The organism is Limnohabitans sp. MORI2 (assembly GCF_027925025.1).
Lineage (GTDB): Bacteria > Pseudomonadota > Gammaproteobacteria > Burkholderiales > Burkholderiaceae_C > Limnohabitans.
The window spans coordinates 357192-383337 of record NZ_AP027058.1; the positions used below are offsets into that span (position 1 = coordinate 357192).

The window sequence follows — 26146 nt, forward strand, 5'->3', positions numbered from 1 at the left end:
AGCGTTGAGTGGATGAATGTGGTGCAGTTTATCCAAAAATGGAACGACGTTCAACTTTTGAACAAATTTCAATTTTTGTGCTAAAGTGACGTTCATCTTCACCAACACACACCACCATGAGCGGCGTACTTGAACGAACTTTGGGTATCTTGGAGCTGCTGTCCGAGCAAGGGCAGGGCGTAGAGCTGGCTGTGTTGGCTGACAAGCTGAACATGCCCAAAAGCGCTGCGCACCGTTTGCTGGCGGACCTCATTCGTTTTGGATACGTGCGCCAAACCCGTGACATGGGCGAGTATGTGTTGACCACCAAGCTCGTGTCTTTGGGTTTGAGCTACCTCAGCAAAACCGGTGTCATTGACGTGGCTCAGCCACTGCTGGATCGCTTGGCCGAGCAAACCGGCGAGCTTGTGCGTTTGTCCGTGGTTGATGGCGACCGCCTGACATGGGTGGCCCGCGCACAAGGTGCACGCCAAGGACTGCGCTACGACCCAGACATGGGCAGCATTGCGCGACTGAGTTGTTCATCGTCGGGCTTGGCTTGGTTGTCCACCATGAAGGATGACGATGCTTTGGCGCTCGTGTCGCAACAAGGTTTGGGCTTGCCACAAGACTTCGGCCCCAATGCACCCAAGAGTTTGAAAGCCTTTCTCAAGGTTTTGCATGACACCCGCAAACAAGGCTTTAGCCTGACCGAAGAAACCTACACTGCGGGCCTCAATGCCATCGCCGCCCCTGTGGGCTTGGCGGGGCAGTTGCCCATGGGCACCATCAGTGTGGCGGGTCCATCGGCGCGTTTGACGCGTGAGCGCATGTTGGCTTTGGCGCCTGATTTGTTGTCGTGTGCGGCGCAGTTGGCTGCGGCCAGTGGCGCGTCGCCTATGTTGACGCGTGGTACCAGTCATGTGCGTTTGCAACCCATTTACGCCGCTTGATGGGCGCTGCATGAACTGACACGGACACGTTCATCATGACGCCTCAATCACTCGACACCACCCACAAAGCTTGGGATTGCGATTTGCTCGTGGTGGGCTCCGGTGCGGGCGCGTTGTCCACCGCAGTGACCGCAGCGCATTTAGGTCTCAAAGTCATCGTGGTCGAGAAAGACCCGCACTATGGGGGCACCACCGCGTGGTCGGGCGGCTGGATGTGGATTCCGTGCAACCCACTCGCCATTCAAGCGGGCATCACCGAGCCGATTGAAAAGCCACTCTCGTATTTGCGCCACGAACTCGGTGAGCAGTTTGACGAAACGCGTGCGCGTGCTTTCCTGACTCATGGTCCGCGCATGGTGCGTTTCTTTCAAGAGCACACCGCACTGCAATTCATCGATGGCAACTTGATTCCTGATTTCCACGGCAAGACCGAAGACGCAGCCTTGGGTGGTCGCTCGGTGTGCGCGGCACCTTTCAATGGCCGCTTGCTAGGCAAGCATGTCAAGCAACTCAAGCGTCCCCTGTATGAGATGACTTTCTTGGGCATGGGCATTGCCTCGGGTGCAGACATTCGCCACTTCTTCAATGCCTTGCGTTCATGGGGCTCGTTCTTCCATGTGGCCAAGCGTGTCACGCGTCATTTGTTCGATTTGCTTTTGCATGGGCGCGGCATGCAGTTGGTCAACGGCAATGCCTTGATCGCAGGACTGGCAAAGTCTGCATTCGATGCAGGCGTAGACATTCGCGTGAACAGCCCTGCGGTGCGTTTGCTCACCGAAGGCGACGATGGTTCGCAAAAAGTGTGTGGCGCGGTGGTGATGCACCACGGCGTAGAGCAAACCCTTCGCGCCAAGCGCGGTGTCGTGTTGGCCACTGGCGGCTTCCCGCACGACCCAGAGCGTAAACGTCAACTTTTGCCGCACGACCCCACCGGCGAGCAACATTTTTCTGCCGCTTCAGGCGGCAACACCGGCGATGGTTTGCGCTTAGGCGAATCGGTGGGTGCTGTGGTGGCAACCGATTTGAAGCACGCCGCCGCCATGGCGCCTGTGTCCTTGGTGCCACGATCGGATGGAGGGGTGACGCACTTCCCCCATTTGATCGAACGCGGCAAGCCCGGCTTGATTGCGGTCACACGCTTTGGCAAACGCTTTGTGAACGAAGCCGACTCGTACCACGACTTCATGCAAGGTTTGATCAACGCCCTGCCGGAAGGCGAGCCCGTGCAAGCGTGGCTGGTGGTGGACCACCGCTTCATCCGTCGATGGGGCTTGGGTGCGGTCAAGCCTGCACCCGTGCCCATGCACAGCATGTTGGCCAACGGTTACTTGAAGCGTGGCAACACCTTGGCCGAGTTGGCGCAAGTTTGCGGCATCGACCCCGTGGCCTTGCAAAACACCGTGGCGCGTTACAACACCCAAGCCGACATTGGCTACGACGGTGAATTTGCCAAAGGCCAAACCGCCTACAACCGTGTGCAAGGCGACGCTGCACACGAAGGCCGCAACCCCAATATGGCCCCCATTCAAGATGGTCCGTTTTACGCAGTGCGCATCGTCGCGGGTAGCTTGGGCACGTTTGCGGGTCTGCGTTGCAATGCGCACGCACAAGTGCTCAATGCACAAGGCCAACCCATCGACGGTTTATATGCGGGCGGCAACGATCTTTCTAGCGTGATGGGCGGCAACTACCCGAGTGGCGGCATCACCCTCGGCCCCGCCATGACCTTTGGCTATTTGGCGGCGCATCACGCAGCACGTTTGTCACCCGACTTTGCATCTTCTGAACATCCATTTTTGAAAAGGACTTCCCCCATGTATTACGAACTCGCCACCATGACGCTGCCTTTTGGCACTGCTGCGCAAGCCGCCACCAACGTGCAAACGTTTTGCGCCCAAGGCCAAGGCGAATTGCTGGGCTGCTGGTTCACTGACATTGGCGTGCTCAACCAAATGATTGTGTTGCGCGGTTTTGATGACCTCGCCACGTTGCAAGCCGAACGCAACCGCACACAACAAAACGCCAGTCCCTTTGGTTGCGGCGACATCTTCCAAAGTTTGGAGCAACACAGCTACCAAGGCTTTCCTTGGATGAAGCCCGTGCGCCCCAGCGCAGAGAGTGGCATCAATGGCCCCGTGTATGAAATCCGAACCTATGGCATCAAACCCGGTGGCGTGCAACCCACGATTGATTTGTGGGAGCAAGCCATTCCTGCACGCGAAAAAATTTCACCTTGCGTGGTGGCCATGGTCGCTTTGGATGGCCCCCTGCGTTTCACCAACATCTGGGCTTACCCCACGATTGATGCACGCAGCAAAGCCCGCGCCGATGCGGTGGCTCAAGGCATTTGGCCGCCCAAAGGCGGCCCTGCCAACTTGACCACCAACATGGTCTCCACCATCGCGTTGCCCACGGCGGTTTCTCCACTGAAATAAATCGTCAAGGCAGCACACCATGCGTACCTATTCGCTCGCGTACCTCACGGCCAATGCATCCACTGTCCCGCAAGCCATTGGCATTGCGGCAGAGTTGGGCTATGCCTATGTGGGCTTGCGCGTGCAACCTAACGGACCCGGTGCACCCTTTCAAACCTTGATTGGCAATGCTGCTGTGCTGCGCGAAACCCAAGCGGTGATGCGTGACACCGGTGTGGGTGTGTACGACTTAGAAATCATCCGCATCGGCGAACACTTCAACGTGTGCGATCAAACTGCGTTGATGGACATTGGCCAAACCTTGGGCGCCAAGGCCGTGCTGGTGGCCGCTGACGACACGAACGAACAACGCTTGGCCGACAACTACGCACGTTTGTGCGAGGCCATGCGTCCCTATGGGTTGACTGGCGATTTGGAATTCATGCCGTGGACGGCAGTGAAAGACGCCAAGCAAGCTATGCGCATCATTGAATTAGCTGGTCGCCCCAGCAATTCGGGCATCTTGGTGGATGCTTTGCACTTTGGGCGTTCCGCCACCACGCTGCAAGACATAGCGGCCATCCCACGCGAACTGTTGCACTACGCGCAGATGTGCGATGCCACCGCAGGCTTGAACTTCACGACCGACGAACTCATTCACACCGCACGCCAAGAACGCTTGCTACCCGGCGAAGGCAATATTGACCTGAAAGGTTTGTTTACCACCTTGCCGCAAGACTTGCCGGTGAGCGTGGAAATCGTCAACCTCGAACGCTCGCAGCCCATCGGCGACAAAGCTTGGGCCAAGCTGGCACTGGAGGCGAGCAAAAAACTATTGGGAGACACTTGAGATGCAGGCGACGTCACAGCAGCGGCATCAGCCCTTGCGCGGTTTCGCGCAGCAGGGGCAGCACGCGCTTGACGGCTTGCTCGGAGGTTTCTTGCTGCATGGGCATGCTCACGCTCAGTGCGGCAATGACCGTGCCTTTGTGGTCACGCAAGGGGACCGACACGCCTCGGTAGGCCATGTCGAGTTGTTGCTCGGACAGACACCAGTCTTGTTGACGGATGATTTGCATTTGCTGGCGCATGTAGTTCACATCGGTGATGGTGTGCGAGGTGAAGGTGCGCAGGGGCGAGGTGTCGAGCCACGCATCCACTTCAGCGGGCCCCAACAGCGCAATGAGCAACATGCCCGATGCGGTGGTGTGCGCCGGCACACGCGCACCCAGCGCGAAGCTGGTGTTCATGCTGCGGTTTTGCCCGTTGCGGGCGATGTAGACGATGTCGTAACCGTCGAGCACACCGACAAACGAAATTTCTTGTGTTCCCATCGCCACCCGTTGCAACGAGGGTTGCACCAAACGTGGCAAGCGCGCAGATTCCAAATACGACTGCCCCAAGCGCATGACTTTGGGCGTGAGCCAAAACAATTTGCCATCGCCCGCCACAAAGCCCAAATGTTGCAAGGTCAGCAAGTAACGTCGCGCGGCTGTTCGCGTGAGACCGCAGCGTTGTCCCGCTTGGCTGGCAGTTTGGCGCGAGTGTGCTTCGTCGAAGGTTTGAATCAATGTCAAGCCTTTTTCCAATCCCGCAATCCAGTCGCGTTTGTCGAGTGTGTGGGGCGCTTCGTTTTCGACGCCCTTGTAAGCAGCGGTCATGAGTCTGTCCAGTGGAAACCCTTGGAGGGTTCGATGATCGCGCAAAAATGTTCGTTAATCGCGCAAAACGGAAAAGTTTTTTCGAAAAAACGCTGTTTTCAACCTAAATTCCTGCACCAGACAGGATGGACGAGAACGCGTTGCCCTGTAACCCTAGCCTGACCTTCAGGCCTCACCTTCCTTTAGGAGACAAACCATGACAAAACGTATGACCCTCAAGCTCGTGGCAGCCGCTGCCATCCTCGGCGTAGCTGGCATGGCACAAGCCCAGCAAACCATCAAGATTGCCAACATCGTTGAGCTTTCTGGCCCTGGCACCACGGCTGGTACCGTGTTTAAAAACGGTGTGGAATTGGCGGTGAAAGAGATCAACGAGAACGGCGGTATCTTGGGCAAGAAGATCGAGAACTACACCGTCGACACGCAAACCAACCCCGGCGTGGCCAAAGGCTTGACGCAAAAAGCAGTGGACGATGGCGTGTTCGCCATTTACGGCCCTGTGTACTCAGGCTCCATCATGGTGTCCATGGCCGAATCTAAGCGCGGCGAAGTGCCTAACTTCACCGGTGGCGAAGCAGCTGCCATCACCGCGCAAGGCAACCCCTATGTCTTCCGCACAGCGTTTGGTCAAAGTGTTTCTTTCCCCAAACTCGCTAAGTTCATCAACACCAAGGCCAAAACTTTGGCTGTGATTTATGTGAACAACGACTTCGGCAAAGGCGGTCGCGACACCTTGGCCAAATTGTTGGATGGCAGCTCCACCAAAGTGGTGGCCGACATCTCGACCGATGCTGGCCAAGTGGACTTTTCAGCCGCTGTGTTGAAAGCCAAGCAAAGCAATGCTGACGCGATCTTTGCCTACACCAACGAAGAAGAATCTGCTCGCTTGTTGCGCGAGTTGAAAAAGCAAGGTTGGAACAAGCCTGTGATTGGTGAGACCACCTTGGTTGGTCAAAAAGTGATTGAGTTGGCGGGCGACGCTGCCAACGGCGCGATTGCCCACGTTGGCTTGACCGTGGACGCGCCTAACCCCGAAATGTTGAAGTTCAAGGCCAAGTACTACCAAGCCTACGGCAGCATCTCTGACCACAACGGCATCAAGGGCTACACAGGTGTGTATGTGTTGAAAGCAGCCATTGAAAAAGTGGGCAAGCTCGATCGCAAGGCTGTGGCTCAAGCACTGCACGGCATCCAAATCAGCGCCAAGAAAAATCCTGGCGTCATCATGGATGTGAGCTTTGATGCCAACGGTGACCTCGATCGCGAAAGCTATTTGATCGAAGTGAAAAACGGCCGCCAAGTGGTGACAGCCACCTTGCCCCCGTTGAACGCCAAGAAGTAATTTTTCCTTTTGTCATTGACTCGAACGCATCGGCCAAAAGCCGATGCGATGGGGTTCTTATTTTCAAAAAATCATGACCGACTTCCTCCAACTCTTTTTTAGTGGCCTGGCCACCGGCAGCATTTATGCGCTGGCCGCGCTGGGTTTTACCTTGCTGTGGCAAGCGTCGGGCACCATCAACTTCGCGCAAGGCGAGTTTGTGATGTTGCCTGCCTTCATGATGCTGGGTTTCATGGCTGCGGGCTTTCCTTTGGTGCTGAGCTTTGCAGCCAGCTGTGTGTTGTCGGTCTTTGTGCTGGGCTGGTTGTTCAAGCGCGGTGTGGTGGACCCCTTGTTCAAGTTCGGCATGATGCCCATCGTGGTGGCCACCATTGGTTTGTCCATCGCCATGCGCAATGCCGTGCGTGCGGGCTACAGCGCTGAGCCCCAACCTTTCCCCAACTTGTTCCCTGACGAGGTGTACAACCTAGCAGGGGTGACCATCTCGGCCACCGACATTGGCACCTTTGTGTTTGCCATGATTTTGGTGTTGGCCACACAAGCGTTTTTGGCCAAGACCGTCACTGGCCGTGCCATGCAAGCCGTGGCGCAAAACACCGAGAGCGCTTCAGTGCTCGGCATCAATGTGCCACGCATGATTTTTTACACCTTCGCCATCAACGCGGTGTTGGCAGCGGCAGCAGCTATCTTGGTGACGCCCACTTACTTGGCCAAGTTCGACATGGGGTCGTCTTTGGGTAACAAGGCTTTCTTCGCCGCCATCATCGGTGGTTTCAACAACTCACGTGGTGCGTTGTTGGGCGGCGTGATTGTGGGCGTGTGCGAGAACTTGGCGGCTGCCTATATTTCGCCTGCCTACAAAGACGCCGTGGCGCTGATCATTTTCATGGTCGTGATTTTGTTCAAGCCACAAGGCTTGCTCGGTAAAAAAGTGGAGCGCAAAGTATGAAGAAGCTCGCATTCTTGGCAGGCCTCTTGGGGCTGTTGGCCTGTATTTTTGTGCCCACGCTGCTTAAAAACCACGGCATTTATTTGTTCACCTACTGGCTGATTTACGTCATTGCCACGATGGGGCTGAACCTCACGATTGGCTACGCCGGTCAAAAATCACTCGGTCACGCGGCGTTCTTTGGCATCGGTGCGTACACCGTGGCCATCCTGATGCAAGCAGGCTACAGCTTTTGGTTGGGTATGCCGATTGCCGCATTGGGTTGCTTTGTGGTCGGCTTGGTGCTTGGCTTTCCAGCCCTGCGCGTGCAAACCATTTATTTGGCGTTTGCCACGCTCGGCTTTAACACCGCGGTGTGGTTGGTGATGCGCAACGAAGAGTGGCTGACAGGCGGCACATTTGGCATCAACAACATTGCACGTCCCGAAGCGTTTGGCATCAGCTTGGATGGCAACCTGGCGTACTACTACTTGGTGTTGGCTTTTGCCGTGGTGTTGGGCTTGCTCTTATGGGGCTTGTTGCACTCGCCATGGGGCAAGGCGTTTACTGCCTTGCGTGACAACCCCATCCGTGCCGAAAGTTTGGGTGTGGACATCCGTGGTTACACCCTGCTGAGCTTTGCCATTGGCGCGGCCTATGCAGGCATTGCCGGTGGTTTGTTTGGCTCCTTGGTCCAGTTCATCGATCCCGCACCATTCACGGTAGAGGCGTCCATCATGATGTACCTCATGGTGGTGGTCGGTGGCCCTGGCTATTTCTTGGGCCCGTTGCTGGGTGCGGCTGTGGGTGTGATCTTGCCTGAGTGGCTGCGCTTTGCGCAGGCTTGGTATTTGTTTGTGTTCGGCGCTGCTGTGGTGATGCTGATGATTTACTTGCCCGATGGCCTGTTGAGCATCCCCGATCGTCTGCGTGCCAAGCGCCAGTCGCGTGAAGCATCGGCTGCCCGTGCTGCCGCTGCGCAATCAGGAGTTCAAGCATGACGATGTCTGCCAATCATCCCGTTCTCAAAGTCACTGACTTGAAGAAAGCCTATGGCGCGATTCAAGCGGTGGGTGGCGTGTCGTTCGAGGTGCGTCCTGGTGAAATCTTTGGTGTCATTGGCCCCAACGGTTCGGGCAAGACCACTCTGTTCAACAGCATGTTGGGCCAAATCACGCCCGACACTGGCAAGATTGAACTCAATGGCGAAGACGTCACCCAGTTGGGCCCCTTGGAGCTCAACCGCCGTGGCGTGGGCCGCACCTTTCAAACCTTGCAGGTGTTTGGCAAGATGACTGTGCGTGACAACTTGATCGTGGCCGCGCAAGAGCACCAAGGCACCATGTTCAGCCGCATGTTTGCGCCCAGCGATTCCAACTTGGGCGACAAAGCCGATGCCTTGATTGACCAATTCCACATCAAGCATGTGGCCGACAAGAAAGCGGGCGAGTTGAGCTACGGCCAACAAAAGCTGGTGGACATTGCCATGGCCTTCATGAGTGAACCTGATTTGGTCTTGCTCGACGAACCTTGTGCGGGTGTGAACCCATCACTTGTGGGCGGCATCAGCACCTTGCTCAAGGAACTGAACCAAACCCGCAAGGGCAGCTTTGTGGTGATCGAACACAACATGGACTTTGTGATGGACCTGTGCCATCGCATCATGGTGATGGTCGAGGGCAAGGTGATGGCCATTGGCACGCCCGAAGAAATTCGCGCAAATAAACAAGTGCTGGACGCTTATTTGGGGAACTGACCATGACGCAAGCTTGTATTGAATTTGATGATGTGGTGGCGGGCTACAAAGATTTCATGATCTTGAACAACCTGTCGTTCTCAGTGCCCAAGGGCTCCATCACTTTGCTGATTGGCCCCAACGGCGCGGGCAAGTCCACCGTGCTCAAAACCTTGTTTGGTTTGCTCAATCCACGCCAAGGCAAGATTCGTTTGGATGGTGACGACATCACGGGTGCCACGCAAAAAGATTTGTTGGCGCGTGGCATTGCCTTTGTGCCGCAAGGTCGCAATTTGTTTGGCCAGCTGTCGGTGTACGAAAACCTAGAGCTGGGCGGCATCACGCTGGGCATGAAGACCACACATGAACGCATTCCTGAGGTGCTGGAGTTTTTCCCGCGCGTGAAAGAGCGCATGAATTCCTTGGCATCTTCACTGTCGGGCGGTGAACAAAAGCAACTTGAAATTGGCCGCGCTTTGTTGCTGCGTCCCAAGGTCTTGTTGATTGACGAGCCTTCGATTGGTTTGTCGCCCATGGTGGTGCAAGACGTGTTCAAGCTCTTGCGCAAACTCGCCGACCAAGGCACCACGGTGTTGATGGTGGAACAAAACGTCAAGAGTGCATTGAAGTACTCGGACGATGCGATTGCCTTGGAGTCTGGCCGTTTGGTGCTGCACAAATCAGCCGCTGAAATTTTGGCGGATCCACAAATGGAACGATTGTTCTTGGGTGGGGCGCACACCACCACGGCTGCTGCAACTGTGTAACTCGCGTTGCGCCGACAAACGCCAACTTGCTTTGCAGGCTGACGTTTTTTACGCCTACTTCAGCGTGACGGTTTGCCCTGTCTGTGCGCTGGTACGGATGGCATCTAATGTGGCGGCGATGTCATGGCTCGCGGTTGCCGCGCGTTCAATGGCGGCGATGTCACCCTCGTGCACGACACGCGCAAATGCTTCGGCTGCAAATCGAAAGCCACTGCCAGTGGCTGATTGAATCTCTTCAAACGCAATGCGATTGGCAATGCCTTGGCGCACGCGCAGCTGGCTAGGCAAGTAGCCCCAAGCATGTGTGTGCGAGTCGCTGGTGTGGTTGAGGTACTCGGTCTCGACCGTGCCGTGCGAGCCGACGATGGTGGCGCGGCGATGGTTGGCTGTGTTCATGGCGCATGACATTTGTGCGCTGCGACCATCAGCGTAAAACAATGTGGCCATCATGCTGATGTCCACGCCCGTGTCGGCCCAATTCGCATGCGCCATCACATGTGTGGGCGCGCAGCCCATGACCAAGCGAATCAGACTGAGCGGGTAGCTGCCTGCATCAAGCAATGCGCCACCGCCCAAATCCGGTTTCATGCGGATGTTGGTGTCGACATTGCCCACAGTGAAACCAAAGCTGGCTTGTATGCTGCGCACAGTGCCAATTTTTTCGTGGCTCAAACACGCCAGCAAATCGCGGGTTTGGGGTTGAAACCAATACGGGTAAGACTCCAGCAGCATCACACCGTGTTGGCGCGCCACCTCAAACATGCGTGTGACCTCGGCTAAGTTGAGTGCCAGCGGTTTTTCGCACAGCACATGTTTGCCTGCTTGCATGGCGCGGATGGCCCACTCGGCGTGAAGGCTGTTGGGTAGTGGAATGTAGATGGCGTCTAGCGAGGTATCGGCCAGCAAAGCTTCGTAGCTGCCGTAGGCGCGGGCGACGCCAAAGCTTTGCGCAAAGTGTTGTGCTTTGCTGAGATCACGGCTGCTCACTGCTTGAATCGACACCAGTGGGCTATCAGTCACATCGCGTGCAAACTGCTTGGCAATGTTGGCGCAACCCAGAATACCCATGCGCAAAGGGGCGTGGTGAGAGGTGGTCATAGAACAACATCCGTGATGAGTTTGATGGACACAGCAAACAGGCCCGCTTGTACCAATCGGTAAAACCAAGCGTCTGCGATTTTCTTGGTGATGTATGCGCCTAGCACGGTGCCCACCAACGCAAATGGAATCAAGTCAGCCGCACGCATCAAGTCGTCATACGAATAAGGCTGTAACAGTTGGTACGGCCAAACTTTGGCGGCATTGATGACGGCAAACAACAAGGTGGCTGTGCCTGAAAACTCTACTTTTGGTAAGCGCTGTGGCAACACATAAATTTGAAAAGGGGGCCCACCTGCATGCGAGATGAAGCTGGTAAAGCCCGCCACTGTTCCCCAGAACCAACCTTTTTTTGCATTGACAGGTTGCTTGTCTTGCGGTGTTTTGCGCAGCCAGGTGTTGAGACAAAAGCCCACGCCCAAGCAACCAATCATCAGCTTCACCGCGCTGTCAGAGGTGAACGATGCCGTCAACCAGCCAATGAACACACCCAACACACCAGCGGGAATGAGAATTTTCAAATTGGGTGCGCTGAAGTTTTTGCGGTACAGCCACACACTCACCACATCCGAGATGATGTAAATCGGCAGCAACAGCACGGCGGCTTTGACGGGTGACATGAACAGCGAAAGCAGGGGAACAGCCAACATCCCCACTGTAGGCAAGCCGCCCTTGGATAAGCCCACCAAGAGAGCGGCGAGGCCTGCTAGAACGAAATAGGAATCGAAGGGCATGTGCATAGGGAGATGGTTTACAGAGTTTAAGTAGCCAGCAGCTTCGACTCGGTTCCTAGGGTTCTTCTGGAGACAGTTTGAAAACGATTGGCACCTATACTTTACGAATGAACCAAACAGTACATTCTGTGCGCAAGCCGCCTAAGCGTACCAACGACCCCGAGCGGACGATGGCGGGCATCTTGGCTGTGGCGACGCAAGAGTTTGCGGCTAAGGGTTTGGCGGGTGGTCGCATCGACGCCATTGCCGAGGCCACGCACACCAGCAAACGGATGATCTATTACTACTACGGCAGCAAAGAGGGCTTGTACCTCGCCGTATTGGAAGACGCGTATCGCCGTATCCGAGCCACTGAGGCTGAGTTGCATCTGGCTGATTTGTCTCCCGTCGAGGCGCTCAAAGCCTTGGTAGGTTTCACGTTTGACCACCATCACAGCAACCAAGATTTCATCCGTTTGGTGATGAATGAAAACATTGAGCGTGGTGCCTATTTGGCGCAAAGCAAGCTCATTCAAGAGCTGAACGTGTCTGCCATTCAGTCGATCGAAGAGCTTTACAAGCGCGGCGTGAAAGCAGGTGTGTTTCGCAAAGGGCTGGACCCTATAGACATCCACGCCTCGATTTCGGCGCTCACGTTTTTCAACGTGTCCAACCGTTACACCTTCGATCTGATCTTCAAACGCAATGGCCAAACCGGCAAGGCGCTGGCAGCTCGGCGCCAAAGTGTGGTGGATATGGTTCTGCGGTTTGTCAGTTATTCAAATGTGGCATAGCAGGTAGTTTGCTATGTCATGTGCGAATAAGGGTTTCCACCAATCTTCAATAAAGTAACTAGTTTGTACATTTTGTGTAAACCCCTATTCTTCAAGGATCTTCTTCATGTTTAACCTCATTTTGGATCGCTGCTGCAAAGTGCTCGAAGCAGCGATCGCCTTTTGCCTGGCCTTGATGGTGGTGCTGGTCTTTGGCAACGTGTTTTTGCGCTACGCCATGAACTCTGGCATTACCTTGTCTGAAGAGCTCTCACGTTGGGCATTCGTGTGGATGACCTTCTTGGGTGCGATCGTCGCTTTGAAAGAGCACGGCCATTTGGGCACCGACATGTTGATCGGTCGCCTCGGTCCATTCGGTAAAAAAGTCTGTTTGGGCGCTTCGTACAGCCTGATGTTGTTTGCGTGCTGGCTGTTGTTCAAAGGCGCTTACGACCAAGCGTTGATCAACTTAGACAGCACCAGTGCAGTGATGGAAGCCTCGATGGCATGGATTTATTTGCCAGGCATTTTGTTCGCCGTCTTGGGCGGTTTGATTTTGGCGGCTGAGTTTCTTCGCTTGTTGACAGGCCAGGTACGCGACGAAGACTTGGTGATGATTCAAGAGTCTGAAGAGGCCCCTCACGGCGACAACCACTAAACCCATTTCAGGAATAAGACCATGACGATTGCTGTATTTCTCTTTTCCCTGATGGGTTCCATGGCGTTGGGCATCCCAATCGCTTTCTCTTTGTTGTTGTGCGGTGCTGCGCTGATGTGGCACCTCAATATGTTTGACGCACAAATCTTGGCGCAAAACTTGATTGAGGGCTCCAACAGCTTCCCACTGTTGGCTGTGCCGTTTTTCATGTTGGCTGGCGAGATCATGAATGCGGGTGGTTTGTCACGTCGCATCGTGAACTTTGCCATGGCGTGCGTGGGCCACATTAAAGGTGGTTTGGGTTATGTGACCATCATGGCCGCGGTGATCATGGCGGCTTTGTCTGGCTCGGCTGTGGCAGATGCTGCGGCTTTGGCCTCGCTCTTGTTGCCCATGATGGTGGCAGCAGGGCATGACCGTGCACGTTCGGCGGGTTTGATTGCTTCTGCCGGCATCATTGCCCCCGTGATCCCACCGAGCATTGGCTTTGTGATTTTTGGTGTGGCAGGCAATGTGTCCATCTCTAAGCTGTTCATGGCCGGTATCGTGCCGGGCGTGTTGCTGGGTGCTTCCTTGTGGATCACCTGGTGGTGGTTGGCCCGTCAAGAGGTGGTCACTGTGCCCCCTCGCAAATCATTTGGTGAGATTCGTGAAGCGCTGAGCGAAGCCACATGGGCCTTGGTGTTGCCCGTCATCGTGGTGTTTGGCTTGAAGTTTGGTGTGTTCACACCCACCGAAGCGGCTGTGGTGGCAGCGGTGTATGCCTTGGTGATTTCCACCTTTGTTTACAAAGAGCTTAACCTCAAAACCTTGTACCCCTTGTTTGTGGCCTCAGCCAAGACCAGCGCGATTGTGATGTTCTTGGTGGCGGCTGCCATGGTGTCAGCTTGGTTGATCACGGTGGCGAATTTGCCGGCTGAATTGGTGGCCTTGTTGGAGCCCTTGCTGGATAGCCCCAAACTCTTGATGCTGACCATCATGGTCATCACGATGGTGGTGGGCACCGCGTTGGACATGACGCCCACGATTTTGTTGCTCACGCCGGTGCTCATGCCTGTGGTGAAAGCGGCTGGCATTGACCCCGTGTATTTCGGCGTATTGTTCATCATCAACAATGCGATTGGTTTGATCACCCCTCCCGTAGGCACCGTGTTGAACGCTGTGGCTGGGGTGGGTAAAGTGAGCATGGACGAGGTCACGCGCGGGGTGATGCCCTTCATGGTGGCGCAATTCATCATCATGTTTGCGATGGTGGCCTTCCCACAATTGGTGATGGTGCCTGCACGCTGGTTCTATTGATTTCTTTTTCACGGTCTGACCGGGTACGCCAGACCGTGAAACCTTTTCTTTGGCGTACGACCGCAAAGTTCTTCAGGAGACACTGACATGAAACGTGTATTTATCAAGACCGTGATCGCCACTGTGGCCATGGCCGCCATGGGCATTGCCTCGGCACAAGTGAAAACCATCAAGTTTGCCAACCAGAACGCTGCGGGTCACCCCATCGTGCAAGGCATGGAGAAATTCAAAGAGATCGTTGAGAAGAACTCTGGCGGCAAGCTGAAGGTCAACATCTTCCCAGGTGGTACTCTGGGTAGCGACCAAGCCAACGTGTCTGCCATTCAAGGCGGCTCATTGGAAATGGCTTCCATGAACTCTGGCATCTTCGCCAGCCAAGTCAAAGAATTCGCCATTTATGACTTCCCCTTCATGTTCGCCAGCACCAAAGAAGCGGATGCCGTGGTGGACGGTCCTTTCGGCAAGAAGATGCACGCCAAGTTGGAAGAAAAAGGCTTGGTCGGTTTGGCTTACTACGAGCTAGGCTTTCGTCACATCACCAACGGCAAGCGCGCCATCAACAAAGTGTCTGACCTCGAAGGTTTGAAGTTGCGTGTGATTCCTAACCCGATCAACGTCGATTGGGTGAAGGCCTTGGGTGCCAACCCCACACCGCTGCCATTCCCCGAGTTGTATGCCGCGTTAGAGCAAGGTGCTGTGGACGGCCAAGAAAACCCCATCCCCACCATCAACAGCGCTAAGTTGTACGAAGTGCAAAAGCACATGGTGCTGACCGCTCACCAATACAACCCACAGTCTGTGATCATCAGCAAAAAGTTCTGGGACACCCTGAGCGCTGCTGAGAAAAAAGTGGTGGCTGATGCTGCAACCGAGTCAGCCAAGTTCCAACGCGAAACTGCTCGCAACTTGGAAGCCAGCTTGTTGGCTAATTTGAAGAAGAACGGCATGCAAGTCACACAATTGCCCGAATCCGAGATGTCCATCTTGCGCGACAAAATGCGTCCTGTCACAGCGAAGCACGGCGTGAACGTGGGTCAAGATGTGGTGAAAGAGTTGCAAGCTGAAATTGACAAAGTGCGAACAGCCGCAGCCGGTAAAAAGTCGAAGTAATTGACTTCGCGATGCTTCGCCGCTAGGTAGCGGCGAAGCTTTTTTTGTTGAAACAAAGGCCTTGTTATGAAAATTTTGGTTCTCAATGGCGTCAATCTGAACATGTTTGGCAAACGCGATCCCAAGCATTACGGCACGACCACGCTCGCACAGATTGACGAGCGACTCCAAGCCCTCGGCAAAGAGCTGGGTGCCGAGGTGGAATGTTTCCAAACCAATTTCGAAGGCGAGATGTGTGAACGCATCCATCGTGCATTCACAGACAACGTGAGCGCGGTACTCATCAATGCAGGCGCTTGGACGCACTACAGCTACGGCATTCGTGATGCCTTGGCTATGTTGACTTGTCCCATCATTGAGCTACACATGTCCAATGTGCACGCACGCGAGGCGTTCCGTCATGTGTCGGTATTTTCCGAAGTTGTGCGTGGCCAAATTTGTGGATTCGGTGCAGACAGCTATGAACTGGCTTTGCGTGCTGCCGTGTCTGCCGTTCAGTCATCCAAATAAATCATGAGCAAGCATGGTATTTCCATCAATGGCAACACACAGTTGATTGCCCATATTGGCTACCCCACGCACACGTTCAAGTCACCCATGATCTACAACCCGTACTTCGCCAGTGCGGGGGTCAATGCGGTGGTGGTGCCCATGGGTTGCCAAACGCCTGACTACCCGGTGTTTTTGAAATCGGTGTTCAGCCTCACCAATATTTGCGGTGCGCTCATCACCATGCCTCACAAGGTGGTGACGGTGGGCTTGCTCGATGAAGTCACGGCCACTGTGCGCGTGGCTGGTGCTTGCAACGCGGTCAAAAAGCTTTCAGATGGCCGTTTGGTGGGCGATATGTTTGACGGCGCTGGCTTTGTCCGCGGCGTGCAACGCAAAGGCTTTGACCTCGCAGGTAAACGCGTGTTGGTGGTCGGCTCGGGCGGCGTGGGCTGCGCGATTGCGGCGTCGCTCGCGGGCGCAGGCATTGCGGCCATCAGCTTGTTTGATGTGAACACCGCATCTGCCGAGGCCTTGGGCCAACGCCTGAAACAAAACTACCCACAGATCGATGTGCGCACGGGTTCGAACGACCCCGCTGACCAAGACTTGGTGGTCAACGCCACACCCATGGGCATGAACGAAGGTGATCCCTTGCCGATGGATGTGTCTCGCATTTCACCCGATGCCTTTGTGGGCGAAGTGGTGATGAAAACCGAAATGACAGCCTTTTTGCAAGCCGCTAAAAACCGTGGCTGCCGTGTGCAGGTGGGTTCAGATATGCTGTTTGAACAAATCCCTGCTTATTTGGAATACTTCGGCTTGCCCACAACGACCGCTGAAGTGCTGCGCGATGTCGCGCAGCTGAGTTACTAATTTTCTTGGAGTCCACGATGACCTTGCAATCCACACACCGAGAGTCTGTGCCTGATATGCCCAACCGTTTGGGCTTAGAGGGGATTGAGTTCATCGAATACGCCACCAGCCGCCCACAAGCGCTGGGTCAAGTGTTGGAGAACATGGGCTTTCGCCCTGTGGCGCGTCATCGCTCGCGTGAAGTCACGTTGTACCGCCAAGGCGGCATGAACTTGGTGGTCAATGCCAGCCCCGATGATGCGCGCGTGAGCGCCACCAGCGATGGCCAACCCGTCATCTCGGCCGTGGCCTTTCGCGTGCGCGATGCCTTGCAAGCGCACACCCGCTGCATGGACCTCGGTGCATGGAGCGTGAGCAGTCAAGCGCAAGCGATGGAGCTGCACATTCCCGCCATCCACGGACCAGGTGGTAGCCGCTTTTACTTTGTGGATCGCTGGCAAGAGTTCTCGATTTACGACATCGACTTCAAACCCATCCCCACGGTGGACCAACACCCAGAAGCGACGGCTGGCATGAGCTACTTTGGTGTGGTGCAGTACATCGGTGCAGGCCGCAGCGCAGACTGGCTAGCGTACTTCGAACACATGTTTGATTTCAGCTTCGTCCCTGATGACCAACGCTTTGGCATCTTGCCCAAAGGTAAGTTGATGAAGAGCCCGTGTGGCAACTTCTTGTGGCAACTCATCGAGCCCGATCCTTGGATGGATGCAGATGAATCACCTGAATGTCTGCAACGCATTGGCCTGGGCGCGAAAGATGTCGGCGCAGCCGTGACGGCGCTCAAAGCTCGCGGTGTGGAGTTTGTTGAATCCACCCAGTTGCACCCAGAAGACCGTGGCGCGCTCACACGCAGCGCTTTGGGCTCGGTGTCATTTGAGTTGGTTCACAAAGATTAAGAAGGCCACGCCATGAACTTACTCGACGGTTTCGGCATGGACACCATCACGATGGCGGGCTCTTTGGAAGCCAAGCTGTCGGCGATGAAAGACGCAGGCTTCTCGCAAGTCATGCTCATGGCGCGTGACTTGGTCACCCACCCCGGCGGCGTGCCTGCTGCGGTGGCAGCAGTGCAGGCCAGCGGTTTGCGCCCCACAGGTTTCCAAGTGTTGCGCGACTTTGAAGGTTTGTCGGGCCACTTGCATGGCTACAAAGTAGACATTGCCAAATCGATGCTGGAGATGTGTGCGGCCACGGGCAGCAAAGTGTTGCTCGCGTGTTCATCCACCTCACGCCACGCGACAGATGACTTAGATCACATCGCACGCGATTTGAAAAAGCTCGCCATGCTGGCCTTGCCTTTGGGTATCAAAGTGGCCTATGAAGGTTTGTCATGGGGCCGCACCGTCAACGAGTTCACCACCTCGTGGGATGTGGTGTGCCGCGCCGATTGCCCAAACCTCGGCATCGGCATTGATTCCTTCCACATCTTTGCAGCCAACACGCCGCTGGATGCGATTGAAGACCTCGACCCCGAGAAAATTTTCTTGGTACAACTGTCTGACTTCATGTGGCACGAAACGCCCACGTTTGAAGATCGCATGACCACGGCACGCACTTTCCGCGTGTTCCCAGGCGAAGGCGTGCACAGCGAAGCTTTGGCCGATTTGGTGCTGCGCTTGGACCGCATTGGCTATCGCGGCGACTACAGCTTTGAAGTCTTCAACGACGACTACCAACAACTCCCCTTGGCCACCGTGGCCGAGCGCGCGCGCAAGAGCGCCACATGGTTGCACGACAACGTGCTGCACCGCTCAGCCCCATTGCCAGCTTGGACACGCACACACGCTTGACTATGAAACAACGCCAACTCGGTCCCTACAAAGTTTCAGCCATTGGCCTAGGCTGCATGAATCTCAGCCACGCTTACGGCGCGCCACCTGCGCCTGAAGTGGGTGAGGCGCTCATTTATCGTGCCTTGGACCTCGGCGTGACGATGTTTGACACCGCAGCCTTGTATGGCTTTGGCACCAACGAGTTGTTGGTGGGCAGGGCGCTCAAAGCGCATCGCCATGAGATTACTTTGTGTAGCAAAGGTGGCATGGCCGGTGTGTCGTTCCCGGATGGTGTGAAGCGCGTGATTGATGGCCGCCCCGAGACGCTGCGCAAAAACTGTGAAGACAGCTTGTCGCGTTTGGGCACCGATGTGATTGACCTGTACTACCTGCACCGCTGGGACAAACAAGTGCCCATCGAAGACAGTGTGGGCGCACTGAGCGACTTGGTGCGCGCAGGCAAGATTCGCGAGATTGGGTTGAGCGAAGTCTCGGCCACTATGCTGCGCAAAGCGCATGCGGTGCACCCCATTGCAGCCGTGCAAACCGAATACTCGCTGTGGACACGCAACCCTGAAATTGCCGTGCTCAAAGCTTGCGAAGAACTAGGCGCGACCTTTGTGGCCTTCAGCCCCGTGGCGCGTGGGTTCTTGTGTGGTGATTTGCGTGATGTGAGTACCTTGGCTGCCAATGACATTCGACGCGCTATGCCTCGCTTCGCGCCTGATACTTACGCCGCCAATTTGCCTTTGCTGGATGCCTACCAAGCTATTGCGCAAGAAGTGGGTTGCACACCCGCTCAACTGGCTTTGGCTTGGTTGCTGCACAAAGATGACAAGCTCATCCCCATTCCCGGCACACAAAACATCCATCACCTCGAAGACAACATCGCTGCGGCTGATGTGGTGTTGTCGGCTGAGCAGATGCAACGCTTAGAGGTGCTCGTCAATCAGCAGACGGTGAAGGGGCCGCGTTACAACGCGTTGAACGCCTCTGAGGTGGATACCGAAGAATTCGTTTGAGTCAGCGATCTCAGCGACCCAAGCGCCAGTCTGGCAGACCACGCGCCACGGTGTGAACCACGCTGGCGCACACTGCGCACTTGATCAAGTCGCCCGGCACAAACACCAAGGTGCCCATGATGGCTTTCTCAAGAGGTAAATTGGCGATGTTGACCAAGCCGATCACGCCAAACACGTGCACCACCAACAAGCCACCAATGGCAGAAGCAATGAACGCACTGATAGCAGCGCTGCGCGGCGAGCTGGTGGGCAATGTGTGCATGATCCATCCCGCGACAAATGCGCCAACAGGCCATCCGATGAGATAGCCACTCGTGGGGGCAAAGAATGCGCTGATACCACCGCGCCCGCCTGAGAGCAAGGGCAAGCCAATGGCGACCGCCGCAAGGAATAGTCCCAAAGCTTGAAGTGCGCGTTTCGGCCCCAGCATACAACCCGCCAGCATGACGCCTAAGGTTTGCATGGTGATGGGGACGCCCAGGGGTAAATCGATTTTGGGAATCAAGCCCAACACAGCAATCAACGCAGCGAAGAGCGAAACCAAGGCGATGGACAAAGAGGATGTGTTCATAAAAAGAATGAGGTTTTTAGCTTCAGCGCTGAAAGCGCACATGAAGGGTGTCCGCCACACGTCTTGCGGCTACAAGCATGTGGATGGTAAGTGGTGCCAGTATTTTAAAACCGCCAGCCTTGCCTGTACGTAATCGATGAGCTTCATCCAAACGGCGCCACACGATGAAAAAATGCTCAGTGAATCGCAGCATCAATGCCACTTGTAATGACAAACGTTCGGGGTGCATGCCCAAGAGTCTCGTGGGCGCAAGTAGCCATTCGAACACTGCTAGCAAATCTGTGTGACGCGTGGTCAGCGTGAGTGCCAAACCCATCAAAGTCGTGCAAAGCAAACGCAACACGCTGATCACCCCTACCCAGGGTTGCTGCATGTAAACGTGAAACAGGCCAATCAATAGGCTGGTGATGCCCAAAGCGATGAGCAAAGGTAGCGTCCGCTTCGCGGTACGACCCAGCGATGCAAACATGAGGATACAAACGCCCGCGCTGGCAAACAACACGGGCAACTCTTGCGAGGCAAAAACACCTATGCCTAAAAGGGTCAACACCAATAGTTTGAAGCCCGCAGGCAAACCATGTAACCAAGTCGGGTGATCGCTGTACAGGCTGCCCATGTTCAGACTTTGCCCATCCGCGCGGCGACATCTGCTTCGTATTGCGCGCACACCTGAACGCCCAGACCATCCGAACGTACATGCCCTTTGTCCAACCAGATGACTCGTTCAAAGTGACGCACATGATCAAGCACATGCGTCGACACAATGATTTGCTGCGAGGCCGCATTGATCTCGTGGCGGAGTAAGGCTTGTCCCGGTAGGTCAAGGCTGGAAAACGGCTCGTCGAGCAAAAGAGTGCGATGCCCACCAATCAGCAAAGCCAGCCAGCACACATGCTGACGCTGCCCTTGGCTCAAGCTACCAATCGCGCGTTGCGCCCAGTCTGCCAATCCGCGGGCGGCCAACCACGTGCGCACCTGTGTTTGCGTTTGTGCACGCGACAGGTTCAGGTGGCGCAGGCTGAGTGCCAATTCTTCTTCGACGGTGGGGAAAATGATTTGCTCGTCGGGGTTTTGAAACATCATGCCCACGACAGGCGCAGCGTGTTGATCGTCTGACGATGGCACATGCACACGCCCTGAATCTGGTTGATCCAATCCGCAAATCAAACGAAACAAACTGCTCTTGCCAGCCCCGTTGTCACCGATCAAACCAATGCGTGACGCATTGAATGTCAAGCTCAACGAGTGAAACACCGTGGTATTGCCACGCTGCAAGGTCACGTCATCAAGCGTGATGTTTGCGTTCGCCGAAAGTTTGGTCGTTGAATTCAAGGCTGAGGGGGCGTGTGCTGTTTTGAAAAGTCAGATTATCGTTGGAGCCAATTTGCGGCTTGAAACCGCAAGTGAGGTAAGTAATTTCCCCATGGCTGCACTCTCTAGAATGTAGATTTACCCATTCATTCACCTCAACTGGAGCAACTCATGAAAAAGCAGTTCGTTACCTTGGCCGTAGCCACTTTGTTGGCAGGCACCGCTTTCGCGCAAGCCAATGACACCATCGCCAAAGTCAAAGCCGCAGGCTCAATCACCATGGGTGTGCGCGACTCTTCAGGCGCTTTGTCTTACACCTTGGGTGACGGCAAGTATGTGGGTTATCACGTTGAGATTTGCCAACGCATCATTGCCAACCTCGAAAAAGCAGCTGGCAAAAAGCTGGAAGTGAAGTACACCCCTGTTACTTCACAAAACCGCATTCCTTTGGTTGAGAACGGCACAGTCGACATCGAGTGTGGCTCCACCACCAACAACGAAGCGCGCCAAAAACAAGTGGCGTTCGCCTACACCACCTACGTGGAAGAAGTGCGCATCGCGGTCCGCGCTAACTCGGGCATCACCTCCATCGCTCAGTTGAATGGCAAGAACGTGGCCACCACCACCGGTACTACTTCTGTGCAATTGCTGCGCAAGAACGAGCGCGCTACTGGTGTTGACTTCAAAGAAGTGTTCGGCAAAGACCATGCAGACAGCTTCTTGTTGCTCGAGTCTGGCCGCGCTGACGCGTTCGTGATGGACGGCCAAATCTTGGCTGGCAACATTGCTAACTCCAAAACTCCCGCTGATTTCAAGATCGTGGGCGAAGTGTTGAACGTTGAGCCGATCGCCATCATGTTCCGCAAGGACGACCCAGCTTTCAAGAAATTGGCTGACGACACCATCGCCGGTTTGGCCAAATCTGGCGAGCTCGCCAAGCTGTACGACAAGTGGTTCACACAACCTATTCCTCCTAAGAACATCAAGCTGGGCATGCCTGCCAGCGATGCCAACAAGGACGCTTGGAAGAACTTGAACGACAAGCCAGTCGAAGCCTACGCCAAGAAGTAATTTCAGAAGCGACAAAACATGACACTCGATTGGCAGGTTTTTCTTCAGGACGACGGTGGGGGACGAACCTACCTCGAGTGGATGTTTGATGCCTGGGGCTGGACGCTTTCAGTCGCGGGCAGCGCTTGGGTTGTGGCCATGGTGTCGGGGTGCCTGATGGGCATCTTGCGCACCTTGCCACAAGACACGCGTTTGAATGTTTGGTTAGCAAGATTCGCCAACGCGTGGGTGGAGCTGTTTCGCAACATCCCGGTGTTGGTCCAAATTTTTCTCTGGTACTTTGTGTTGCCCAAGGTCTTTCCGGCCATGCAACAAGTACCGGGGTTTGTGTTGGTGGTGTTGGGCTTAGGCTTCTTCACATCCTCACGCGTGGCCGAGATGCTGCGCGCAGGTATTCAAGCCATGCCACGCGGCCAGCGTTATGCGGCCATGGCCATGGGCTTTACCACTTGGCAGACTTACCGTTATGTGTTGCTGCCCATTGCGTTTCGCACCATTTGGCCACCGCTCACCAGCGAGTCGATGAACTTGCTCAAGAACTCATCGGTGGCTTTTGCGGTGTCGATTGCCGAGCTCACCATGTACGCCATGCAAGTGCAAGAAGAAACCTCGCGTGGTATTGAGGTGTACTTGGCCGTGACAGCGTTGTACACCTTGTCAGCTTTTGCTGTGAACCGTGTGATGGCCTTCGTGGAGCGCCGCATGCAAATCCCCGGCCTCGTGGTTGCGGGTAATGTGGGCGGAGGGCACTGAGCATGAGCGCACTCGATTTTTCTTTTCTCGAATGGGACATCTTCAACAAGTTTGTGTTGAAGGGCATGTTGTTCAGCGTGGAGCTGACCATCATCGCTACCGTGGGCGGCATTGTGTTTGGCACCCTCCTTGCGCTCATGCGCTTGTCGGGTAACAAAGTGCTGGAACTGCCAGCCGTCATTTATGTGAACGGCATGCGCTCCATCCCTTTGGTGATGGTGATTCTGTGGTTCTTCTTGCTGATCCCGTTTTTGATTGGCCGCTCGATTGGCGCTGAGCTGTCGGCCACCATCACCTTTGTGGCTTTTGAAGCAGCGTACTTCAGCGAGATCATGCGTGCGGGCATCCAGTCCATCCCGCGCGGTCAGGTGATGGCGGGTCAAGCCTTGGGCATGAGCTACAGCCAGAACATGCGCCTGATTGTGTTGCCGCAAGCTTTTCGCAACATGATTCCTGTCTTGCTCACGCAAACCATCATCTTGTTTCAAGACACCTCGTTGGTCTACGCGATTGGCGCCTACGACCTGCTCAAGGGCTTCGTGACTGCCGGCAAGATTTATGGCCGCGTCGAAGAGGTGTACATCTTGGCCGCCTTGGTGTATTTCGTGATTTGTTTTGGCCTCTCGGCCCTGGTGCGTCGCTTGCAAGCGCGCATTGCCATCATTCGCTGAGCGCATTGACGTTCACTGGAGTTTGCTGTGATTGAATTAAAAAATGTTTCCAAGTGGTACGGCCCGGTGCAGGTGCTGAACAACTGTTCCACCAACATCCAAAAAGGCGAGGTGGTTGTGATCTGTGGTCCATCAGGCTCAGGCAAGTCCACCCTCATCAAAACCATCAACGCGCTTGAGCCTGTGCAACAGGGCGAAATCTATGTTGACGGCGTGGCTGTGCATGACAAGACCACCGACCTGCCCAAACTGCGCAGCCGCGTGGGCATGGTGTTTCAACACTTCGAGCTGTTCCCCCATTTGTCGGTGACGGACAACCTCACCATCGCCCAACAAAAAGTGCTGGGCCGCAGCGCCGAAGAGGCTCGCGCCCATGGCCTGAAGTACTTGGAACGCGTGGGCCTGATGGCGCACAAAGACAAGTTTCCAGGTCAGCTCTCAGGCGGTCAGCAACAACGCGTGGCCATTGCCCGTGCTTTGAGCATGGACCCCATCGTGATGTTGTTTGACGAACCCACATCGGCTCTCGACCCTGAGATGGTGGGCGAGGTGTTGGACGTGATGGTGGACTTGGCCAACGAGGGCATGACCATGATGTGTGTGACGCACGAAATGGGTTTTGCCCGCAAGGTGGGCAGCCGCGTGATCTTCATGGACGTGGGAGGCAAGATTTTGGAAGACTGCAGCAAGGATGAGTTTTTCAACCATCCTGAAAACCGTCAACCACGGACCAAAGACTTTTTGGCCAAAATTTTGCAGCACTGATTTTGGCTTGCTCGTAAAAAAAGGCGTCTCGACGAGACGCCTTTTTTGTTGGGCGTGTTACGTTTACAGATCTAGCACCAAGCGCGGTGACTTGCTGCGAGAGATACAGACCATCATGCAGTCATTTTTCTCTTGCTCTTCGGGGGTGAGGTACATGTCCCAATGCTCGGGCTCGCCTTCTTTGACTTGCGTCAGGCAAGTGCCGCAAACGCCTTCACTGCACGAGAAGGGGACCTCCACGCCGGCATCTTGTAGCACTTGCAAAATGCTTTTTTCGGGGGGTACCGTCAAGGTGAGATTGCGTTGGGCCAAGTGCACTTCAAAGGTGTTGTGGTCGCTCATGCGTTCGCTCCAGTTTCTGTGGTTTTTTCTTGCGCCAGCAGGCGGTCAATGACGCGGCGTGACTGTACGCCACCAGCGTCGATGTTGAGCATGAGCAGCTTGCGTTCGGGGTGGCGCAGGATGTTTTGCTGCTGCAGCTGCAGCATCTCCATGTCTTCGCCAAAAATCTTGCCCTGGCCTTGGCGGATGCTGTCGGTCAGCGCAGCATCATCGGCCTTGAAGTTGCGGGCCATGCCCCAGTGGTACCAGTGCGAGGTCTCGGTCTCGGGCGTGATGAAGTCCACCACCACGCTGTAGGCCTTCTTGTCAGCGGGCGCATCAAAGCCGCCGTGCCCCGCCAGGGCCACACCCACGTCGATCATGATGTGGCTGGGTGGACTGAAACGGCAGATTTGCCAGCGGTCCACCTGCGCCTGCGGGTCCAGGCCATTGGCGCTCATGGCCATCTGCCAGAACGGCGGGGCCTGGATGCCGTCCATGAAGCGCTGGGTGACCACCTTGTCGCCATCGACCTTGGTTTCGCATGGCGTCTCGTCAATCTCGGGCTGGCCGATGCTGGTCGAGTGCACATAGGTCTCGTGCGTCAGGTCCATCAGGTTGTCGATCATCAGGCGGTAGTCGGCCTGGACGTGGTACAGACCGCCGCCATAGGCCCACGCGGGGTTGTCGAAAAATTCGAACATCGGCATTTGCGCCTCATCGGCTTGGGCTTGGTCGCCGGGCCAGACCCAGACAAAACCGTAACGCTCCACCACTGCAAAGGCCTTGACCGCTGGGAAGCCGCGCACGCGCTGGCCGGGCATGTGCACCGTCTTGCCATCGGCGCCCATCTCCAGCCCGTGGTAGCCACAGCGCAAACCGTTCTTGCAGGCCTTGCCCAGCGACATGGGCGCGCCCCGGTGCGGGCAGAAGTCTTCGACCGCCGCCACTTTGCCGTCCACCCCTTTGAAGATGGCCATCTTCTCGTTGCAGATGGTGCGGCCCAGCGGCTTGTCGCCCAACGCTTCGAGTTCGGCCAGCGAGCAGGCCACATACCAGGTGTTCTTGATGAACATGATCGGTCTCCTAAGTGT

At 55.5% G+C, this 26146-nt stretch carries 29 protein-coding genes; 21 read left to right on the forward strand and 8 right to left on the reverse strand.

Features of this window, described 5'->3' with window-relative positions:
- Positions 1–116: 116 nt before the first annotated feature.
- From QMG27_RS01835 to QMG27_RS01845, 3 genes are read left to right on the forward strand one after another with little or no spacing between them, the layout of a single operon-like run.
- Positions 117–932 (forward strand): IclR family transcriptional regulator, encoded by an 816-nt coding sequence (locus QMG27_RS01835; RefSeq protein ID WP_281812585.1) that lies wholly within the window; start codon positions 117–119, stop codon positions 930–932.
- Positions 933–967: 35 nt separating this feature from the next.
- On the forward strand, positions 968–3367 hold the full coding sequence (locus tag QMG27_RS01840; protein WP_281812587.1) for an FAD-dependent oxidoreductase: 2400 nt from the start codon (positions 968–970) through the stop codon (positions 3365–3367).
- A 19-nt stretch (positions 3368–3386) separates the two neighbouring features.
- The gene (locus QMG27_RS01845) at positions 3387–4196 is read left to right on the forward strand and encodes a sugar phosphate isomerase/epimerase (RefSeq protein WP_281812589.1); all 810 of its coding nucleotides are present in this window, start codon (positions 3387–3389) and stop codon (positions 4194–4196) included.
- Positions 4197–4209: 13 nt separating this feature from the next.
- Here the strand turns inward: QMG27_RS01845 and QMG27_RS01850 are convergent, their stop codons facing one another.
- Positions 4210–5007: an IclR family transcriptional regulator C-terminal domain-containing protein gene (locus tag QMG27_RS01850; protein WP_281812591.1), complete on the reverse strand. Its 798-nt coding sequence runs from the start codon at positions 5005–5007 to the stop codon at positions 4210–4212.
- Positions 5008–5203: 196 nt separating this feature from the next.
- Between QMG27_RS01850 and QMG27_RS01855 the strand changes: the two genes are divergently transcribed.
- From QMG27_RS01855 to QMG27_RS01875, 5 genes are all read left to right on the forward strand, one after another.
- A complete protein-coding gene (locus QMG27_RS01855) occupies positions 5204–6349 on the forward strand; it encodes an ABC transporter substrate-binding protein (protein WP_281812593.1) in 1146 nt (381 codons plus the stop codon).
- A 73-nt stretch (positions 6350–6422) separates the two neighbouring features.
- Entirely contained in the window at positions 6423–7298 is an 876-nt protein-coding gene (locus QMG27_RS01860; RefSeq protein ID WP_281812595.1) for a branched-chain amino acid ABC transporter permease, read from the forward strand.
- Positions 7295–8278: a branched-chain amino acid ABC transporter permease gene (locus tag QMG27_RS01865; protein WP_281812597.1), complete on the forward strand. Its 984-nt coding sequence runs from the start codon at positions 7295–7297 to the stop codon at positions 8276–8278. The genes QMG27_RS01860 and QMG27_RS01865 overlap by 4 nt, the downstream gene beginning before the upstream one ends.
- Complete coding sequence (locus tag QMG27_RS01870) at positions 8275–9033, forward strand: ABC transporter ATP-binding protein (RefSeq protein WP_281812599.1); 759 nt, start codon at positions 8275–8277, stop codon at positions 9031–9033. The genes QMG27_RS01865 and QMG27_RS01870 overlap by 4 nt, the downstream gene beginning before the upstream one ends.
- A 2-nt stretch (positions 9034–9035) precedes the next feature.
- Positions 9036–9779 (forward strand): ABC transporter ATP-binding protein, encoded by a 744-nt coding sequence (locus tag QMG27_RS01875; protein ID WP_281812601.1) that lies wholly within the window; start codon positions 9036–9038, stop codon positions 9777–9779.
- Between the two features lie 54 nt (positions 9780–9833).
- Here the strand turns inward: QMG27_RS01875 and QMG27_RS01880 are convergent, their stop codons facing one another.
- Both QMG27_RS01880 and QMG27_RS01885 read right to left on the reverse strand, forming a co-directional pair.
- Positions 9834–10877 carry a Gfo/Idh/MocA family oxidoreductase gene (locus tag QMG27_RS01880; protein WP_281812603.1) on the reverse strand — a complete coding sequence of 348 codons (1044 nt, stop codon included), beginning with the start codon at positions 10875–10877 and terminating at the stop codon, positions 9834–9836.
- The gene (locus tag QMG27_RS01885; RefSeq protein ID WP_281812605.1) at positions 10874–11611 is read right to left on the reverse strand and encodes a sulfite exporter TauE/SafE family protein; all 738 of its coding nucleotides are present in this window, start codon (positions 11609–11611) and stop codon (positions 10874–10876) included. Before QMG27_RS01885 ends, QMG27_RS01880 begins: the two co-directional genes overlap by 4 nt.
- Before the next feature lie 107 nt (positions 11612–11718).
- Between QMG27_RS01885 and QMG27_RS01890 the strand changes: the two genes are divergently transcribed.
- The 9 genes from QMG27_RS01890 to QMG27_RS01930 all read left to right on the forward strand — a co-directional run bounded on the left by QMG27_RS01890 (position 11719) and on the right by QMG27_RS01930 (position 19589).
- Positions 11719–12384, forward strand: a complete 666-nt coding sequence (locus QMG27_RS01890; protein WP_281812607.1) for a TetR/AcrR family transcriptional regulator — start codon at positions 11719–11721, stop codon at positions 12382–12384.
- 106 nt (positions 12385–12490) lie between these two features.
- Entirely contained in the window at positions 12491–13021 is a 531-nt protein-coding gene (locus QMG27_RS01895; protein WP_281812609.1) for a TRAP transporter small permease, read from the forward strand.
- A 21-nt stretch (positions 13022–13042) separates the two neighbouring features.
- Positions 13043–14320 (forward strand): TRAP transporter large permease subunit, encoded by a 1278-nt coding sequence (locus QMG27_RS01900; protein ID WP_281812611.1) that lies wholly within the window; start codon positions 13043–13045, stop codon positions 14318–14320.
- A gap of 87 nt (positions 14321–14407) precedes the next feature.
- The gene (locus QMG27_RS01905; RefSeq protein WP_281812613.1) at positions 14408–15430 is read left to right on the forward strand and encodes a TRAP transporter substrate-binding protein; all 1023 of its coding nucleotides are present in this window, start codon (positions 14408–14410) and stop codon (positions 15428–15430) included.
- Positions 15431–15496: 66 nt separating this feature from the next.
- Positions 15497–15940 carry a type II 3-dehydroquinate dehydratase gene (gene aroQ / locus QMG27_RS01910; protein ID WP_281812615.1) on the forward strand — a complete coding sequence of 148 codons (444 nt, stop codon included), beginning with the start codon at positions 15497–15499 and terminating at the stop codon, positions 15938–15940.
- 3 nt (positions 15941–15943) lie between these two features.
- On the forward strand, positions 15944–16795 hold the full coding sequence (locus QMG27_RS01915) for a ThiF family adenylyltransferase (RefSeq protein WP_281812617.1): 852 nt from the start codon (positions 15944–15946) through the stop codon (positions 16793–16795).
- A 17-nt stretch (positions 16796–16812) separates the two neighbouring features.
- Positions 16813–17691 carry a 4-hydroxyphenylpyruvate dioxygenase gene (locus tag QMG27_RS01920; protein WP_281812619.1) on the forward strand — a complete coding sequence of 293 codons (879 nt, stop codon included), beginning with the start codon at positions 16813–16815 and terminating at the stop codon, positions 17689–17691.
- A 12-nt stretch (positions 17692–17703) separates the two neighbouring features.
- A complete protein-coding gene (locus tag QMG27_RS01925) occupies positions 17704–18585 on the forward strand; it encodes a TIM barrel protein (protein ID WP_281812621.1) in 882 nt (293 codons plus the stop codon).
- Positions 18586–18587: 2 nt separating this feature from the next.
- Positions 18588–19589, forward strand: a complete 1002-nt coding sequence (locus QMG27_RS01930) for an aldo/keto reductase (protein ID WP_281814707.1) — start codon at positions 18588–18590, stop codon at positions 19587–19589.
- 10 nt (positions 19590–19599) lie between these two features.
- Here QMG27_RS01930 and QMG27_RS01935 read toward each other — a convergent pair whose 3' ends face one another.
- Genes QMG27_RS01935 through QMG27_RS01945 form a run of 3 tightly spaced genes read right to left on the reverse strand, consistent with a single transcriptional unit; the run spans position 19600 to position 21492 of the window.
- The gene (locus tag QMG27_RS01935) at positions 19600–20160 is read right to left on the reverse strand and encodes a biotin transporter BioY (RefSeq protein ID WP_281812623.1); all 561 of its coding nucleotides are present in this window, start codon (positions 20158–20160) and stop codon (positions 19600–19602) included.
- A gap of 22 nt (positions 20161–20182) precedes the next feature.
- Positions 20183–20776: an energy-coupling factor transporter transmembrane component T gene (locus QMG27_RS01940; RefSeq protein ID WP_281812625.1), complete on the reverse strand. Its 594-nt coding sequence runs from the start codon at positions 20774–20776 to the stop codon at positions 20183–20185.
- A 2-nt stretch (positions 20777–20778) separates the two neighbouring features.
- On the reverse strand, positions 20779–21492 hold the full coding sequence (locus QMG27_RS01945) for an ABC transporter ATP-binding protein (protein ID WP_281812627.1): 714 nt from the start codon (positions 21490–21492) through the stop codon (positions 20779–20781).
- Positions 21493–21642: 150 nt separating this feature from the next.
- On the opposite strand from QMG27_RS01945, the gene QMG27_RS01950 reads away from it, so the two are divergent.
- The 4 genes from QMG27_RS01950 to QMG27_RS01965 are packed head-to-tail and all read left to right on the forward strand — an operon-like array spanning position 21643 to position 24731.
- Positions 21643–22542, forward strand: a complete 900-nt coding sequence (locus tag QMG27_RS01950) for an amino acid ABC transporter substrate-binding protein (protein ID WP_281812629.1) — start codon at positions 21643–21645, stop codon at positions 22540–22542.
- An 18-nt stretch (positions 22543–22560) separates the two neighbouring features.
- Positions 22561–23295, forward strand: coding sequence for an amino acid ABC transporter permease (locus tag QMG27_RS01955; protein WP_281812631.1), 735 nt, complete (start codon positions 22561–22563; stop codon positions 23293–23295).
- Between the two features lie 2 nt (positions 23296–23297).
- Entirely contained in the window at positions 23298–23966 is a 669-nt protein-coding gene (locus QMG27_RS01960) for an amino acid ABC transporter permease (RefSeq protein ID WP_281812633.1), read from the forward strand.
- Between the two features lie 27 nt (positions 23967–23993).
- Positions 23994–24731 carry an amino acid ABC transporter ATP-binding protein gene (locus tag QMG27_RS01965; protein WP_281812635.1) on the forward strand — a complete coding sequence of 246 codons (738 nt, stop codon included), beginning with the start codon at positions 23994–23996 and terminating at the stop codon, positions 24729–24731.
- Positions 24732–24794: 63 nt separating this feature from the next.
- On the opposite strand, the gene QMG27_RS01970 is transcribed toward QMG27_RS01965, so the two are convergent.
- Together QMG27_RS01970 and QMG27_RS01975 are read right to left on the reverse strand one after the other, a co-directional pair.
- Entirely contained in the window at positions 24795–25073 is a 279-nt protein-coding gene (locus QMG27_RS01970; protein WP_281812637.1) for a 2Fe-2S iron-sulfur cluster binding domain-containing protein, read from the reverse strand.
- On the reverse strand, positions 25070–26128 hold the full coding sequence (locus tag QMG27_RS01975) for an aromatic ring-hydroxylating dioxygenase subunit alpha (RefSeq protein WP_281812639.1): 1059 nt from the start codon (positions 26126–26128) through the stop codon (positions 25070–25072). The genes QMG27_RS01970 and QMG27_RS01975 overlap by 4 nt, the downstream gene beginning before the upstream one ends.
- Positions 26129–26146: the final 18 nt, after the last annotated feature.